15 protein-coding genes are annotated in these 13,973 nt (G+C 70.8%); 5 read left to right on the top strand and 10 right to left on the bottom strand.

The genetic code is table 11. The features are described from left to right. Window positions 1-43: 43 nt before the first annotated feature. The 3 genes from folB (at window position 44) to AB0903_RS24900 (ending at window position 1,566) form a co-directional block, all read left to right on the top strand. Window positions 44-403: a dihydroneopterin aldolase gene (folB, locus tag AB0903_RS24910; protein WP_366706312.1), complete on the top strand. Its 360-nt coding sequence runs from the start codon at window positions 44-46 to the stop codon at window positions 401-403. Beyond that, on the top strand, window positions 400-999 hold the full coding sequence (gene folK, locus AB0903_RS24905; RefSeq protein ID WP_366706310.1) for a 2-amino-4-hydroxy-6-hydroxymethyldihydropteridine diphosphokinase: 600 nt from the start codon (window positions 400-402) through the stop codon (window positions 997-999). Before folB ends, folK begins: the two co-directional genes overlap by 4 nt. A gap of 75 nt (window positions 1,000-1,074) precedes the next feature. Continuing rightward, window positions 1,075-1,566 carry a DUF3180 domain-containing protein gene (locus AB0903_RS24900; RefSeq protein ID WP_366706308.1) on the top strand — a complete coding sequence of 164 codons (492 nt, stop codon included), beginning with the start codon at window positions 1,075-1,077 and terminating at the stop codon, window positions 1,564-1,566. A gap of 200 nt (window positions 1,567-1,766) precedes the next feature. Here the strand turns inward: AB0903_RS24900 and folE are convergent, their stop codons facing one another. The 6 genes from folE to dacB form a co-directional block, all read right to left on the bottom strand. After that, complete coding sequence (folE, locus tag AB0903_RS24895; protein ID WP_366706306.1) at window positions 1,767-2,372, bottom strand: GTP cyclohydrolase I FolE; 606 nt, start codon at window positions 2,370-2,372, stop codon at window positions 1,767-1,769. A gap of 117 nt (window positions 2,373-2,489) precedes the next feature. Then, complete coding sequence (ftsH, locus tag AB0903_RS24890; protein WP_366706304.1) at window positions 2,490-4,523, bottom strand: ATP-dependent zinc metalloprotease FtsH; 2,034 nt, start codon at window positions 4,521-4,523, stop codon at window positions 2,490-2,492. Window positions 4,524-4,684: 161 nt separating this feature from the next. After that, window positions 4,685-5,224, bottom strand: a complete 540-nt coding sequence (gene hpt, locus AB0903_RS24885; protein WP_366706354.1) for a hypoxanthine phosphoribosyltransferase — start codon at window positions 5,222-5,224, stop codon at window positions 4,685-4,687. A 38-nt stretch (window positions 5,225-5,262) separates the two neighbouring features. After that, complete coding sequence (gene tilS, locus AB0903_RS24880; protein ID WP_366706302.1) at window positions 5,263-6,306, bottom strand: tRNA lysidine(34) synthetase TilS; 1,044 nt, start codon at window positions 6,304-6,306, stop codon at window positions 5,263-5,265. Between the two features lie 242 nt (window positions 6,307-6,548). Next, the gene (locus AB0903_RS24875; RefSeq protein ID WP_366706300.1) at window positions 6,549-7,700 is read right to left on the bottom strand and encodes a zinc-dependent metalloprotease; all 1,152 of its coding nucleotides are present in this window, start codon (window positions 7,698-7,700) and stop codon (window positions 6,549-6,551) included. Between the two features lie 88 nt (window positions 7,701-7,788). Then, window positions 7,789-9,201 (bottom strand): D-alanyl-D-alanine carboxypeptidase/D-alanyl-D-alanine-endopeptidase, encoded by a 1,413-nt coding sequence (gene dacB, locus AB0903_RS24870; RefSeq protein WP_366706298.1) that lies wholly within the window; start codon window positions 9,199-9,201, stop codon window positions 7,789-7,791. Window positions 9,202-9,304: 103 nt separating this feature from the next. Here dacB and AB0903_RS24865 point away from each other — a divergent pair, with 103 nt between their 5' ends. Then, on the top strand, window positions 9,305-9,799 hold the full coding sequence (locus AB0903_RS24865) for an inorganic diphosphatase (RefSeq protein WP_005314187.1): 495 nt from the start codon (window positions 9,305-9,307) through the stop codon (window positions 9,797-9,799). Between the two features lie 139 nt (window positions 9,800-9,938). Further along, a complete protein-coding gene (locus tag AB0903_RS24860; RefSeq protein WP_366706296.1) occupies window positions 9,939-11,618 on the top strand; it encodes a threonine/serine exporter family protein in 1,680 nt (559 codons plus the stop codon). A gap of 75 nt (window positions 11,619-11,693) precedes the next feature. Here the strand turns inward: AB0903_RS24860 and AB0903_RS24855 are convergent, their stop codons facing one another. From AB0903_RS24855 to AB0903_RS24840, 4 genes are all read right to left on the bottom strand, one after another. Next, window positions 11,694-11,831 carry a hypothetical protein gene (locus AB0903_RS24855; protein ID WP_366706294.1) on the bottom strand — a complete coding sequence of 46 codons (138 nt, stop codon included), beginning with the start codon at window positions 11,829-11,831 and terminating at the stop codon, window positions 11,694-11,696. Further along, window positions 11,828-12,376, bottom strand: a complete 549-nt coding sequence (locus AB0903_RS24850; RefSeq protein ID WP_366706293.1) for a transmembrane transport protein — start codon at window positions 12,374-12,376, stop codon at window positions 11,828-11,830. The genes AB0903_RS24855 and AB0903_RS24850 overlap by 4 nt, the downstream gene beginning before the upstream one ends. Continuing rightward, window positions 12,373-12,921 (bottom strand): sigma-70 family RNA polymerase sigma factor, encoded by a 549-nt coding sequence (locus AB0903_RS24845; protein ID WP_366706291.1) that lies wholly within the window; start codon window positions 12,919-12,921, stop codon window positions 12,373-12,375. The genes AB0903_RS24850 and AB0903_RS24845 overlap by 4 nt, the downstream gene beginning before the upstream one ends. A gap of 247 nt (window positions 12,922-13,168) precedes the next feature. Beyond that, a complete protein-coding gene (locus AB0903_RS24840; protein WP_366706289.1) occupies window positions 13,169-13,870 on the bottom strand; it encodes a VTT domain-containing protein in 702 nt (233 codons plus the stop codon). Between the last annotated feature and the right edge of the window lie 103 nt (window positions 13,871-13,973).

The following is a 13,973-nucleotide window of genomic DNA, read 5'->3' as shown; positions in this document are numbered from 1 at the left end:
GTGGCCACGTGTCCGAGGACCTACAGAAGCAGGAGTGATTCGCGTGGATCGTGTCGCGCTGCGCGGCCTCAAGGCCCGCGGGCACCACGGTGTCTTTCCCAAGGAGCGGAACGAGGGCCAGACCTTCATCGTCGACCTGGTGCTCGGTCTGGACACCCGCCCCGCGGCGGCCGACGACGACCTGTCGAGGACCGTCCACTACGGCGTGGTGGCCGAGGAGGTCGTCGCCGTCGTCGAGGGCGACCCGGTCGACCTGATCGAGACGCTGGCGGAGCGGATCGCCCAGGTGTGCCTCAAACACGACGTCGTCGAGGAGGTCGAGGTGGTGGTGCACAAGCCGGACGCCCCGATCACGGTGCCCTTCGACGACGTCACCATCACGATCACCCGGAGCCGAGTATGAACCAGGCAGCAAGCGACCCGACCGTGCAGCCGGTGCCGTCCTCCGTCACGGAGCAGGTCGATGCCGCCGATGTCACCCTGTCCAACCCCAAGGACGCCGTGATCTCCCTCGGCTCCAACCTGGGCAATCGGCTGGAGACCCTCCAGGGCGCCATCGACGCGCTCGAGGACACCCCCGGCCTGCGGGTGAAGGCCGTCTCCCCCGTCTACGAGACGGAGCCGTGGGGCGTCGACCCCGGCAGCCAGCCGTCGTACTTCAACGCGGTGGTCGTGATCAGGACGACGCTTCCGCCGTCCTCACTCCTCGAGCGGGGCCAGGCCATCGAGGAGGCGTTCGAACGCGTCCGCGAGGAGCGCTGGGGCCCGCGCACCATCGACGTCGACATCGTCGCCTACGCGGACGTGGTGTCGGACGACCCCGACCTCACCCTGCCTCATCCCCGCGCCCACCAGCGCGCGTTCGTACTCGCCCCGTGGCACGACGTCGAGCCGGAGGCACAGCTGCCCGGTCGCGGCGCGGTGGCCGAGCTGCTGGCCGGTGTGGGCGTCGGCAGTGTCCAGCCGCGCGGCGACCTGGAACTGCGCCTGCCCGAATAGTCGTTAGGCTCGTACGGCACGGTCGCGCACGGCGGCCGTGACAGTCGGGAGCAACAGCGAAGGGCGGCATTCTCGGTGAAGCAACTACGGCTCGGTGTACTGGCCGGTCTCTTCGCCGCGGCAGGGGTGCTGTCCTGGGGCGGCGCCCGCCTGTGGGACTCGCTGGGGACGCTCCCGAGCGTGCCGCTCGCCGCCCCGATCGTGCTGGCGGCCATCGCGGCCGTCCTCGCCGCGACCGCGCTCTCGATCCGGACCCGCCTGCGCGCCCAGCGCGAACGCCGCCCCGGCGCCAAGGGCGTCGAGCCGCTGATGGCCGCCCGCGCGGTGGTCTTCGGTCAGGCGAGCGCCCTGGTGGCGGCGCTGGTCAGCGGCATGTACGGCGGCACGGGAGTGTTCCTGCTGGGCTCGCTCGACATCCCCGCCCGCCGCGACCAGGCGGTCTACGCCGGGTTCGCGGTGGTCGCCGGCATCGCGGTCATCGCTGCGGCGATCTTCCTGGAGCGGGTCTGCAAACTGCCCGAGGACGGCGACGACGAGAACAACGGCGGCACGGCGCGGGCGCTCTGAGCGCCGGCTGTGCGGCCGTTCACCAGGGCGCCCGCGCCACCTGGGCGTCGGCGAGGGCAGCCGCGGCATGTGGAGGACGCTCGTAGGCGTACGCCGACGCCGTTCACGGTCTGTCGACCTGGAGAACCACGGTACGCCGGGATACCCCCCGTCAGGTCTCCCTGGTGCCGGAGCGTATCGACCACCACGGACATGCGCGGTTATCGCGCCAGTATCAGACTCATCGCCTCTGCACGGGTGGTCGCGTCCCGCAGCTGCCCCCGAACGGCCGACGTGGTGGTCTTGGCACCTGGCTTGCGGATGCCCCGGACCGACATGCACATGTGCTCTGCCTCGATGACGACGATCGCGCCACGCGCCTCCAGGATCTTCATGAGCGAGTCGGCGACCTGCGTGGTCAGTCTTTCCTGGACCTGCGGTCGGCGGGCATAGACGTCCACGAGGCGCGCCAGCTTCGACAGACCGGTGATCTTTCCGGACTCCGCCGGGATGTACCCCACATGTGCCACGCCGTGGAACGGCAGCAGGTGATGCTCGCAGAAGCTGACCAGCTCGATGTCCTTGACCAGCACCATCTCGTCGTGCCCGAGGTCGAACGTCGTCGTCAGGACCTCCTCGGGCTCTTGCCGCATCCCGGAGAGAAGCTCGCGATACGCCCGCGCCACCCGCGCCGGGGTCTCGCGCAGTCCTTCGCGGTCCGGGTCCTCACCGACCGCGATGAGCAGCTCGCGGACGGCGTTCTCCGCCCGCTTCTCATCGAACTCGGCGATAGGGCCTTCGCCGTCCAGCGTCACCGGGTCGGTCATCTGTGGTGCCTCGTTCCTCTGCTCCGTGGCGCGAAAACGCCGCGTCTCCCAGGCTAGAACCTGGGAGACGCGGCGTTCATTCCGGGGCGGGTTGCTCCGCCGCGGCATACTGCCTGGTCAGCCTTCCGGGCGCTCTTCGGCGACCGGCTCCGCGGGAGCCTTGGTGACGTCGGTCACCGTGGCCGCCGCCGACGCCGCACCGTTCGCGGCGCCGTTGGTCAGGGCCAGTTCCTTGGGAGAGAGCACCGGCGGACGCGTGGAGGGCGTACGCCGCGAGGAGCCGGTCCACGCCGGGCGGGCCGGGCGCTTCACGATCGGCGCGAAGATCTCGGCGATCTCCTCCTTGCCGAGGGTCTCCTTCTCGAGGAGCTGGAGGACCAGGTTGTCGAGAACGTCGCGGTTCTCGACAAGGATCTCCCACGCCTCGTTGTGCGCGGTCTCGATGAGTTTCTTGACCTCTTCGTCGACCAGCGCCGCGACCTCTTCCGAGTAGTCGCGCGGATGGGACATCTCGCGGCCCAGGAACGGCTCGGTGTTGTCACCGCCGAACTTGATCGCGCCCAGCCGCTCGGTCATGCCGTACTGCGTGACCATCGCGCGGGCCGTGGCAGTGGCCTTCTCGATGTCGTTCGCAGCGCCGGTGGTCGGGTCGTGGAAGACGAGCTCCTCGGCCGCGCGCCCGCCCAGCATGTACGCGAGCTGGTCGAGCATCTCGTTGCGCGTGGTCGAGTACTTGTCCTCCTCCGGCAGCACCATCGTGTACCCGAGGGCTCTGCCGCGGGACAGGATCGTGATCTTGTGAACCGGATCGGAGTTCGGTGAGGCCGCCGCGACCAGGGCGTGACCGCCCTCGTGGTACGCGGTGATCTTCTTCTCCTTGTCGGACATGATCCGGGTCCGCTTCTGCGGACCGGCCACGACGCGGTCGATCGCCTCGTCCAGCGAGTGGTTGTCGATCAGCTTCTTGTCGCTGCGCGCGGTGAGCAGCGCGGCTTCGTTCAGCACGTTCGACAGGTCGGCGCCGGTGAAGCCCGGGGTGCGCCGGGCGACGGCGCCCAGGTCGACGTCCGGGGCGACCGGCTTGCCCTTCTGGTGGACCTTGAGGATCTCCAGACGGCCCTGCATGTCCGGGCGGTCGACGGCGATCTGCCGGTCGAAGCGGCCGGGGCGCAGCAGCGCGGGGTCGAGGATGTCCGGCCGGTTGGTGGCGGCGATCAGGATGACGCCGCCCTTCACGTCGAAGCCGTCCATCTCGACGAGCAGCTGGTTCAGCGTCTGCTCGCGCTCGTCGTGGCCGCCGCCGAGTCCGGCGCCGCGGTGCCGGCCGACGGCGTCGATCTCATCGACGAAGACGATCGCCGGGGCGTTCGCCTTGGCCTGCTCGAAAAGGTCACGGACCCGGGAGGCACCGACGCCGACGAACATCTCGACGAAGTCGGAGCCGGAGATCGAGTAGAACGGTACGCCCGCCTCGCCGGCGACGGCGCGTGCGAGCAGCGTCTTGCCCGTGCCGGGCGGGCCGTAGAGCAGCACACCCTTCGGGATCTTGGCGCCGACGGCCTGGAACTTGGCCGGTTCCTGCAGGAACTCCTTGATCTCGTGGAGTTCCTCGACCGCCTCGTCGGATCCCGCCACGTCGGAGAACGTCGTCTTCGGGGTGTCCTTGGTGATCAGCTTGGCCTTGGACTTCCCGAAGTTCATGACACGGGAGCCGCCGCCCTGCATCTGGTTCATCAGGAAGAGGAAGACCAGGACGATCAGTACGAAGGGCAACAGGGAGAGCAGGACCGAGACGAACGGGCTCTGCTTCGACGGCGAGACCGTGTAGCCGTCCTCGATCGCGCCGGCCTCGAACTTGTCCTGCAGCGTGTCCGCCAGGTCGGCACCCTGGGTGCCGATGTAGCTGGCCTGGACCTTGCTGCTGTTGTCGACCTTCTGGCCCTCCTTGAGCTCGATCTTGATGATCTGCTCGTCACCAGTGGTCAGTTTTGCCTGCTTGACCTGGTCTCTTTCGATCGCCTGAACGACCTCGCCGGTGTCAACCGTCTTGTAGCCGCCGGACGAGCCGACAACCTGCATCAGCACGACCACGGCGAGGACGGCCAGCACGATCCACATGACCGGCCCACGGAAGTATCGCTTCACGTCCATCCATACGGGGCGGTGTCGCCCCGTCCCTCCTGCCCGTAGGTAAATGCTGCTGTGAGAAAAGACAACTGTTCTTCGGACGGTACCTCAGCAAGGCCACCGGCGACCGCCTTCCCTTGCTCCAACGGCGGAAAGGCGGGCTTGGTTCCCGGTGGGCCCGTGCTTCAGCCTCCGTAGACGTGTGGGGCCAGTGTGCCCACGAACGGAAGGTTCCGGTACTTCTCCGCGTAGTCGAGGCCGTAACCGACGACGAACTCGTTCGGAATGTCGAAGCCGATCCACTTCACGTCGATCGCGACCTTGGCCGCGTCGGGCTTCCGCAGCAGGGTGCAGACCTCGAGGGAGGCCGGCTCGCGGGAGCCGAGGTTCGACAGGAGCCAGGACAGGGTGAGTCCCGAGTCGATGATGTCCTCGACGATCAGGACGTGCCTGCCCTTGATGTCGGTGTCCAGGTCCTTGAGGATGCGTACCACACCGGACGACTGGGTGCCCGCGCCGTACGAGGACACGGCCATCCAGTCCATCGTGACGGGGGAGGACAGCGCGCGCGCCAGGTCCGCCATCACCATCACCGCGCCCTTGAGGACTCCGACGATGAGCAGGTCCTTGCCCGCGTACTCTGCGTCGATCTTCGCGGCCAGCTCACTGAGCTTCGCGTCGATCTCTTCCTTGGTGATGAGCACCGACTGAAGGTCGGTGCCCATGTCCTTCTCGTTCACCCGCGTCGCTTTCTCTCGGCGGTTCAGCCTTGCCGAATGACCAGTCTGCCACCCTGCCGTCGCACCTGGACCCGGCCGGGCAGGTTGATGGCCCCCTGACCACGCCATCCGGTGATGAGCCGGTCGACCTCTTCGACGTGCCGGGCGAAGAGCGACCCGGCGGGCGCACCGGCCCGGATCGCGGCCCGGCGCAGTACCCGGCGCCGTACGGCGGGGGGCAGGACGTAGAGCTTGGCGCAGTCCAGCATGCCGCTCTCGTCGCGTACGGAGGCGTCCGCGTCGGCGGCCCATCCGTCGAGGGCGTCGGCGTCGTCGCGGGAGAGCTGGGCGGTGCGGGCGAGGGCTTCGACGACGCCTTTGCCGAGCGCCTTCTCCAGGGCGGGGAGCCCCTCGTGGCGCAGGCGGGAGCGGGTGTACGCGGGGTCGGCGTTGTGCGGATCGTCCCAGACGGGCAGCGACTGGACCATGCACGCCTTGCGGGCGGTCTGCCGGTCGATCTGGAGGAAGGGGCGGCGATAGCGGCCGGCGGTCCCTGAGACGGCGGCCATGCCGGACAGCGAGCGGATGCCGGAGCCGCGGGCGAGTCCGAGGAGGACGGTCTCCGCCTGGTCGTCGCGGGTGTGTCCGAGCAGCACGGCGGCGGCGCCGTGGCGTTCCGCGGCCTCGTCGAGGGCCGCGTACCGGGCGTCGCGGGCCGCGGCCTCGGGTCCGCCGGCGCGGCCGACCCGGACGGCGACGGTCTCGACGGGGTCCAGTCCGAGTGCGGCGAGGCGTGCGGCGACCTCGGCGGCGCGTCCGGCGGAGCCGTCCTGGAGGCCGTGGTCGACGGTGATGCCGCCGGCGCGGACGGAGAGTTTGCGGGCCTCGAAGGCGAGGGCGGAGGCGAGCGCCATGGAGTCGGCTCCGCCGGAGCACGCCACCAGGACGAGCGGCGGTTCGCCCGGGGCGGCCGGGCCCGGGGCGGAGTGCGCGAAGCGGGCTGCTTGTGCCGTCTGATCGGTGAGTACGTCGTGGAGTACGCGGCGGACCGCCAGGCGTATCGCCGCGACCGCAGGATGGGGACCCATGTCCGGTGCCCTTCGTGAACGGTTCGGGAGGGAGGGGGTGTCTCGGTCGAGTCGGGACGATCAGGAACGGCCCAGGGGACGAAGATCGCCACTCCAAGAGCAGTCACTCAGAGTGCGTCGATGGTGACAGAACCGAGCCAATACCCGAGCATTGCACGCCTATCCATAGCCCACGGTCCCTCGGACGGGTGATTGATGCGGCGTCCTTCTGCCGTCACACGTCCGCTTTTCGCGCCTGTCCTCTACGGTGCGCCCTCCCCCTTCCGGTGCACCCTTGCAACCCAGTCCGCCGGTTTGGCGATCTCCGCCTTGGTGGGGAGCGTGTTCGGCGAGGTCCAGACCCGGTTGAAGCCGTCCATGCCGACCTCATCGACCACGGCCCGTACGAAACGCTCGCCGTCGCGGTACTGACGCAGTTTGGCGTCGAGGCCGAGGAGCTTGCGCAGCGCCTGGTCCAGGCGGCTCGCCCCGCGCGCCCTGCGCTGCTGGAACTTCTCCCGGATCTCCGCGACCGACGGCACGACCGAGGGGCCGACGCCGTCCATCACGAAGTCGGCGTGCCCTTCGAGCAGGGACATCACCGCGGTCAGCCGGCCGAGGATCTCGCGCTGGGCGGGGGTCTGGACGATCTCGACGATCGAGTGGCCGCCCTCGTCCCGTTCGCCCTCCGGGCGTGCCCCGGCAAGCGACTGGGCGGCCTCGCGGAGCCGCTCCAGAACGGTCATGGGGTCGGTGTCGGTCTCGCCGAGGAACGACTGGATCTCGCCCTCGAGGTGGTCGCGCAGCCACGGCACGCCGGTGAACTGGGTGCGGTGGGTCTCCTCGTGGAGGCAGACCCAGAGGCGGAAGTCGTGCGGGGCGACCTCCAGTTCGCGTTCGACGTGGACGATGTTGGGCGCGACCAGCAGCAGCCGCCCGCCGCCGTTGCCGCCGCCGCCGGGGTCGCCGGCGGGCAGGTCGCGGGTGGCCGGGGCGAACGTCTCGTACTGGCCCAGGACGCGGGACGCCAGGAAGGACAGCAGCATCCCCAGCTCGACACCGGTCACCTTGCCGCCGACGGCCCCGAGGACGGCACCGCCCGGACCGCCGGGGCGGCGCTCCTGCATCTTGTCCAGCAGCGGCCTCAGCAGTTCGCGGAAGCCCGCCACGTTCGCCTTGACCCAGCCGGCCCGGTCCACGACGAGGACCGGGGTGTCCCGTGGCACCGTGCCTTCCGGGATCATCCGGGTGAACTCCCGGACGTGCTCCTCCGAGGACCTGGCATGCCGGCGCAGCTCTGCGACGACCGCCCGGGCCTCGTCCCGGCTCACGTCGGGACCGGGCCGCACGAAGCGGGTCGCGGTCGCCGCGGCGAGGTTCCAGTCGACCATCTCGGCACCACCGATGCTCGTCATGCGTCAACCGTACGTTCTCGGCTGCGGGTCCGGAGAGGGGTTGCCGGCCGCCAGTCCGGCCGGCGCCCGTGATCGGGGGCGGGACGGCTCAGGACACGAGGGCGCCCGCGAGGCGGTCGAGGGCGGGCTGCGCCTCGTACCGGGAGGGTGTGCCGGAGGCCAGGAACGCGAAGCCGAGGAGTCGGCCGCCCGAGGCAACGACGGTGCCGGCGAGGGCGTTGATCCCGGTGAGGGTGCCCGTCTTGGCGCGGACCAGGCCGGTACCCGCGGAGGTGTCGGACCAGCGGTGTTCGAGCGTGCCGTTGAAGCCGGCGACGGGGAGGCCGGTGAGGATCGGCCGCAGCTCGGGGTGGGCGGCGTCGCCGGCGCGCGCCAGAAGGGTGGTGAGCAGTGCGGCGGACACCTTGTCGCGGCGGTTCAGGCCGCTGCCGTCGGCGAACCGGGTCCCGGTCAGCGGTAGCTGGAGCCTCCGCAGCTGCCGGGTGACGGCTCGCTCCCCGCCGGCGAAGGACGCCTGCTCGCCGGTGGCGAGGGCGGTCTGCCGGGCGAGGGACTCCGCGATGTCGTTGTCGCTGGTGGTGAGCATCCGCTCGACGACCGACGACAGGGGAGCGGAGAGGACCTGTGCGAGAGGCACGGCCTCTGCCGGCGCCCGGCCGGGGGCGGGCGGCGTGATGCCGACTCCGCGTTCGGAGAGCAGGTCCCCGAAGACCCGGGCGGCTTCCCCTGCCGGGTCGGCGCTGCGGGTGGCCGCCCCGGTGGTGCGTTCGTCGAGGCGGCCCTGTCCGACCATGAGGGCGCTGACGGGGGCGATGTTGCCGTTGGGGCCGATGGGGTGCAGCAGGGGGCCCCGGTAGAGGGAGGCGTCGTACCGGAGCCGTATCTTCACGGCGGGCTGCCCGTCCTTGGCCGGCTCGCGCTGCCGCAAGGCACGCGCGGTCCGCTCGGCCAGTTCGCCGAGGCGGGCCCGGTCGAGGGTGGCGTCCCCGCCGCCGACGAGTGTGATCGCGTCGGCGCCCGGAGCCGCGACGACCGTGGTGGGGAGGCGGTGGTCGGGTCCGAGGGCGGTGAGCGCGGCGGCGGCCGTGGCGATCTTCACGGTGGACGCCGGGACCATCGGGGTCTCGGCCCGCTTCCCGTACAGCCGCTCCCCGGTGGTGAGGTCGACGACGCAGGCGGCGGGCGCCGCCCCGAGGCCGGGGTCGGCGAGCAGGGAGTCCAGTCTCTTCGCCAGCCCGTCGACGGGTGTGGCCGGTTCCTCCGCGGTCACGGTCCGCGGGCCGCCGAGGGCCGTGAGGACGGGGGCCGCGCTGGGCGCGGGGGCGGGCCGCTGCGGGGCGGGCGCGTGATGTGCGCCACCCGTCGGGCTGTGGGCGGCCACACGGGTCCTCTCGGCCTTACGCTGGCCCGAGTCCCAAGGCCCCGCCGCGGCAACAGCCCCGGCGGCGAGGGTGAGGCCGACCACGGCAGCACCTGTTGCAAGCTGCCACGTCCTGACCATCGGCACCTCGCACCAGCCCCTTTCGCGATCACACATGTGCGTGAGGGACACTTAACCACCAGTACTGCGTCTTGTTGTGTGTTTGATCATGGAGGAGCCACCCGTGGAGTTCGACGTCACCATCGAGATCCCGAAGGGTTCGCGGAACAAGTACGAGGTGGACCACGAGACCGGTCGGATCCGCCTGGACCGTCGACTCTTCACCTCGACCAGCTACCCGGCCGACTACGGCTTCGTCGAGAACACCCTCGGCGAGGACGGCGACCCGCTGGACGCGCTGGTCATCCTTGACGAGCCGACCTTCCCGGGCTGCCTCATCAAGTGCCGCGCCATCGGCATGTTCCGTATGACGGACGAGGCGGGCGGCGACGACAAGCTGCTGTGCGTCCCCGCGTCGGACCCGCGTGTGGAGCACCTGCGGGACATCCACCACGTGTCCGAGTTCGACCGCCTGGAGATCCAGCACTTCTTCGAGGTCTACAAGGACCTGGAGCCCGGCAAGTCCGTCGAGGGCGCCGACTGGGTCGGCCGCGCCGAGGCCGAGGCCGAGATCGAGGCGTCCTTCAAGCGCCTCGAGGCGCAGGGCGGCGCGCACTGACGCCGCACCCCTGAGCACTCCGGCGCGGGCGGGACACCTCTGGTGTCCCGCCCGTGTCGTGTGTCCCCCCTTGCCCGTGCCCATACTGGGCAGGAGCGCCGGTCGAGGGACGGTACGCGAGGGAGAGCGAGGACGACGAGTGGTGGCGGAGCCCGAGGGCCCGGAAGACCGGAAACCTCAGTCCGACGAGGCGCACAGCGCGTTCACCCCTCCGGCGGGGATGGAACAGCCGGAAGCGCCCGAGGAGGACCACCCGAGTTCCGAGTTCGCCGTTCCGCAGGGGCTGGCGCCCGAACCGGCCGCCGAGCCGGAGGGGTCCGCGTTCGCGCCGCCGAGCACGTACAGCGCGCGGAGTTCGCCGCCGGCGTTCACACCGGCACACGGCATCCCGATGGTGCGGACACACAAGGACGCGCCCTGGCAGGACCGGATGCGCGCGATGCTGAAGATGCCGGTGGGCGAGCGGCCGGTGCCCGAGTCGTCGCCGCACCGGCACGACGAGGAGACCGGACCGGCCGTCCCCCGCGTGCTCGACCTGACCCTGCGTATCGGGGAGTTGCTGCTCGCGGGCGGCGAGGGCGCGGAGGACGTCGAGGCGGCCATGTTCGCCATCTCACGCTCGTACGGGCTGGACCGCTGCGAGCCGACGGTGACCTTCACCCTGCTGTCGATCACGTACCAGCCGTCCCTGGTCGACGACCCGGTGACGGCGAGTCGCACCGTGCGGCGGCGCGGCACCGACTACACGCGGCTGGCGGCGGTCTACCGGCTGGTCCACGACATCAGCGTCGAGGAGTCGGACGTCTCCCTGGAGGAGGCGTACCGGCGGCTCGCCGAGATCCGCCGCAACCGGCACCCCTATCCCGGGTGGGCGCTCACGCTGGCCGGCGGTCTGCTGGCCGGGTCGGCCTCGGTACTGGTCGGCGGTGACGTGGTGGTGTTCATCGCCGCGGCGGTCAGTGCCATGCTCGGCGACCGTCTGGCCTGGCTGTGCGCGGGGCGCGGGCTGCCGGAGTTCTACCAGTTCGTGGCGGCCGCGATGCCGTCGGCGGCGATGGGCGTGGCCCTGTCCCTGTCCCCCCTGGAGCTGCGGGCCTCCGCGGTGATCACCGGTGGGCTGTTCGCACTGATCCCGGGACGGGCGCTGGTCGCCGGGGTGCAGGACGGGCTGACCGGCTTCTACATCACGGCGGCCGCGCGACTGCTCGAAGTCGGCTATCTGGTGGTGGCCATCGTGATCGGCGTGCTGTCGGTGCTCTATCTGGGCATCGTGCTGGACGCGGGGCTCAATCCGGAGACGGCCATCCACAGCGTGCCGCGTCCGGTGCCTCAGACACTGGCGGCGATGGGCCTGTCGCTGTGCTTCGCCGTGATGCTCCAGCAGGAGCGCAGCACCGTGGCGCTGGTCACCTTCAACGGCGGTATCGCCTGGGTCGTCTACGGCGCGCTCGCGGACATCGGCGGGGTCTCGCCGGTCGCCGCGACGGCGGCCGCGGCAGGACTGGTGGGCCTGTTCGGGCACATGCTCTCGCGATACCGCTTCGCCTCCGCGCTGCCGTACGTCACGGCCGCCATCGGTCCGCTGCTGCCCGGTAGCGCCACGTACTTCGGTCTGCTGGAGATCGCCCGCGGCAACACCAACGTCGGGCTGACATCGCTGAGCAAAGCGGCGGCGCTGGCGCTGGCCATCGCGATCGGGGTGAACCTGGGTGGCGAGATCTCCCGCCTGTTCCTGCGGATCCCGGGTGTCACCGGGGCGCTGCCCGGCGTGGAGACCCCCGGCGGACGCCGCGCGGCCAAGCGGACCCGCGGCTTCTAGCCGCCGCTCCGGTGTGCCCCGAGGCACCGGCGGCGGCTTGAGACATCCGGCGGCCGGGTGAGCCGGTTCGGTTGCTCAGGTCAGCCAAAGGCCGACTCCGACCAGCAGGGCTGTGCACGCCAGTGCCGTGAGCAGGAAGACGGTGCGCCTTCCTGCACCGCGGCGCCGGAGAGCAAGGGCCAGTGGGCCCACAGGGGGGATCTTGTCGTTCATGGCAGTCTCCTGGACGAGGTCGATGCCGGACCGGACGCACTCGGCGGTTCAGGGGCGGGCTGCCGCAGGGCGTCCCGCAGCCGCAGCAGCTCGCGACGGTGGGACCGCGCCCGGACCAGGACGAGTCCCGCCGCCCCGATGAGGGCGGCACCCGCCAGGGCGGTGGCCAGTGTCCCGGCGGTGGTGGCGCGTACGGCGGCCAGTGCCGTCCCGGCGATGCCGGTCACCACGGTGACCGCGAGCCCCAGCCGGGCCCCCAGCACCCGGTCCCGGGCGAAGAGCGGCCGGCGCCTGCTCAGGACCCGGCCGGCGAAGGCGGCCCAGGCCAGCCCGACGGCGATCAGCCCGGCGAAGGCGGCTTGGGTGCGTGCGGGAAGCGGCAGCGGCTCGGTCGCCCACAGCACGGCGATCAGTGCGGCCCCGCATCCTCCCGCCAGGCCCACGGCCACGTGGCGCATCCGGGATCCCAGCGAGACCTCCGCCGCCAGCGCGCGCTCCAGTTCCTCCGGGACGCCCCGCAGAGGTGCGGGGTCGTGCTCACTCATGCCTCGTATCCCCTCTCGACGAGGATGCTCCGCAGCATGCGGCGCGCGCGGTGCAACCTGCTCTTCACCGTGCCGGGCGGTACGCCGAGCACCTCGGCACAGCCGGCCAGAGGCAGATCCTGTAGGTGGAACAGGATCAGCACCTCACGTTCCAGGGGCGGCACGCCGGTGAGGCCGGCCTCGACCTGCATCGTGGTCAGCACGCCGCTGAGGGAGACGTCGTCATCGGCGACGGCACCCGCCTCCTCCATGGAGGTTTCGGGAGCCTGGTACGCCTGCCGCAGGTGGTCGGTGACCGCGCGGCGGGCGATGGTGAACAGCCACGGGGCGAACCGCTCCGGCTGCCGCAGCCGCGGCAGTCCGCGCACCACGGCGACCCAGGTCTCCTGGGCCAGGTCGTCCGCGAGATGCGGCGAGCCGACCATGCCACGCACGTAGCGCCACACGGGGGCGTGCCACAGCTGCACCAGTTCGCGGAGGGCCTCTCGCTCCCCGAGTTGGCAGCGCACCACCAGGAGCCCGTCGTGTCGCCCGTCACCGCTCACCCGCACTCCCCGTCTCGCGTCTTGTGTCACCGGGACAGTCGGTACGAGGGGCGGAAAGGTTCACCGGATGCTTGAGCGACGGGCCGGGCCGGTTCCCGCACCGAAGAGCGCCGCCTGGTGCGGTGCCCGGGTCACCGCCGGTCGCCGCACGCTGCCCGGGGCGCCACCGGCTCCCACCCGGCGTCCGAAGCCTTCCGTGGTCGGAAGCGGGGCCGGGACAGGAGCCGTGGCATCAGCCGCAGGGACGTCAGCGCTTGGCGTGACGGCCGCCGCGGGGCGACGGCGGGATCTCGGTGTCGGAGGCGGCGCCTTCGAGGGCCGCCGCCTTCTTGCCCTGGGAACGGGCCCGCAGGACCTCGATCACGATCGGCAGGACCGAAAGGAGGACGATCAGGATCAGGATCGCCTCGATGTTCTTGTGGACGAAGTCGATCTTGCCGAGGGCGGCGCCGAGCAGGGTGACCCCGGCTCCCCACAGGATGCCGCCGACGATGTTGAACGTGACGAACGAGCGGTAGTTCATCCGGCTCACACCGGCGATGATCGGCGTGAACGTCCGCACGATGGGCACGAAGCGGGCCAGGACCAGGGACTTGGGGCCGTACTTCTCGAAGAACTCGTGCGCCTTCTCCACGTTCTCCTGCTTGAAGAATCTGGAGTCGGGGCGCTTGAAGAGGGCCGGACCGACCTTGCGGCCGAAGAGATAGCCGACCTGGTCGCCGATGATCGCGGCGAGCACGATGAGGGTGCAGACCAGCCACAGCGGCTGCTTGATCACGTCGGTGGTCACCAGCAGCCCCGTGGTGAAGAGCAGCGAGTCGCCGGGGAGGAAGAACCCGATCAGCAGACCGGACTCGGCGAAGACGATGGCCAGCACACCGATCAGGCCGAAGGTGGTGATCAGGTAGTCCGGGTCGAGCCAGCTCGGTCCGAGCGCAAGGGTGTTCACGAGGTCCGGGCTCCTGTGGTGTGAGTCATCGGCATGGTCGGCTGACCAAAGCTATCAACGCATCCGGGTGACGCCGGGTTCCACCGGATGAAGCGGATGCGGG

It is taken from the genome of Streptomyces sp. NPDC048389 (genome assembly GCF_040706335.1).
In the GTDB taxonomy this organism is placed as follows: Bacteria; Actinomycetota; Actinomycetes; order Streptomycetales; family Streptomycetaceae; genus Streptomyces.
This window is presented reverse-complemented; position numbering and strand designations above follow the sequence as displayed.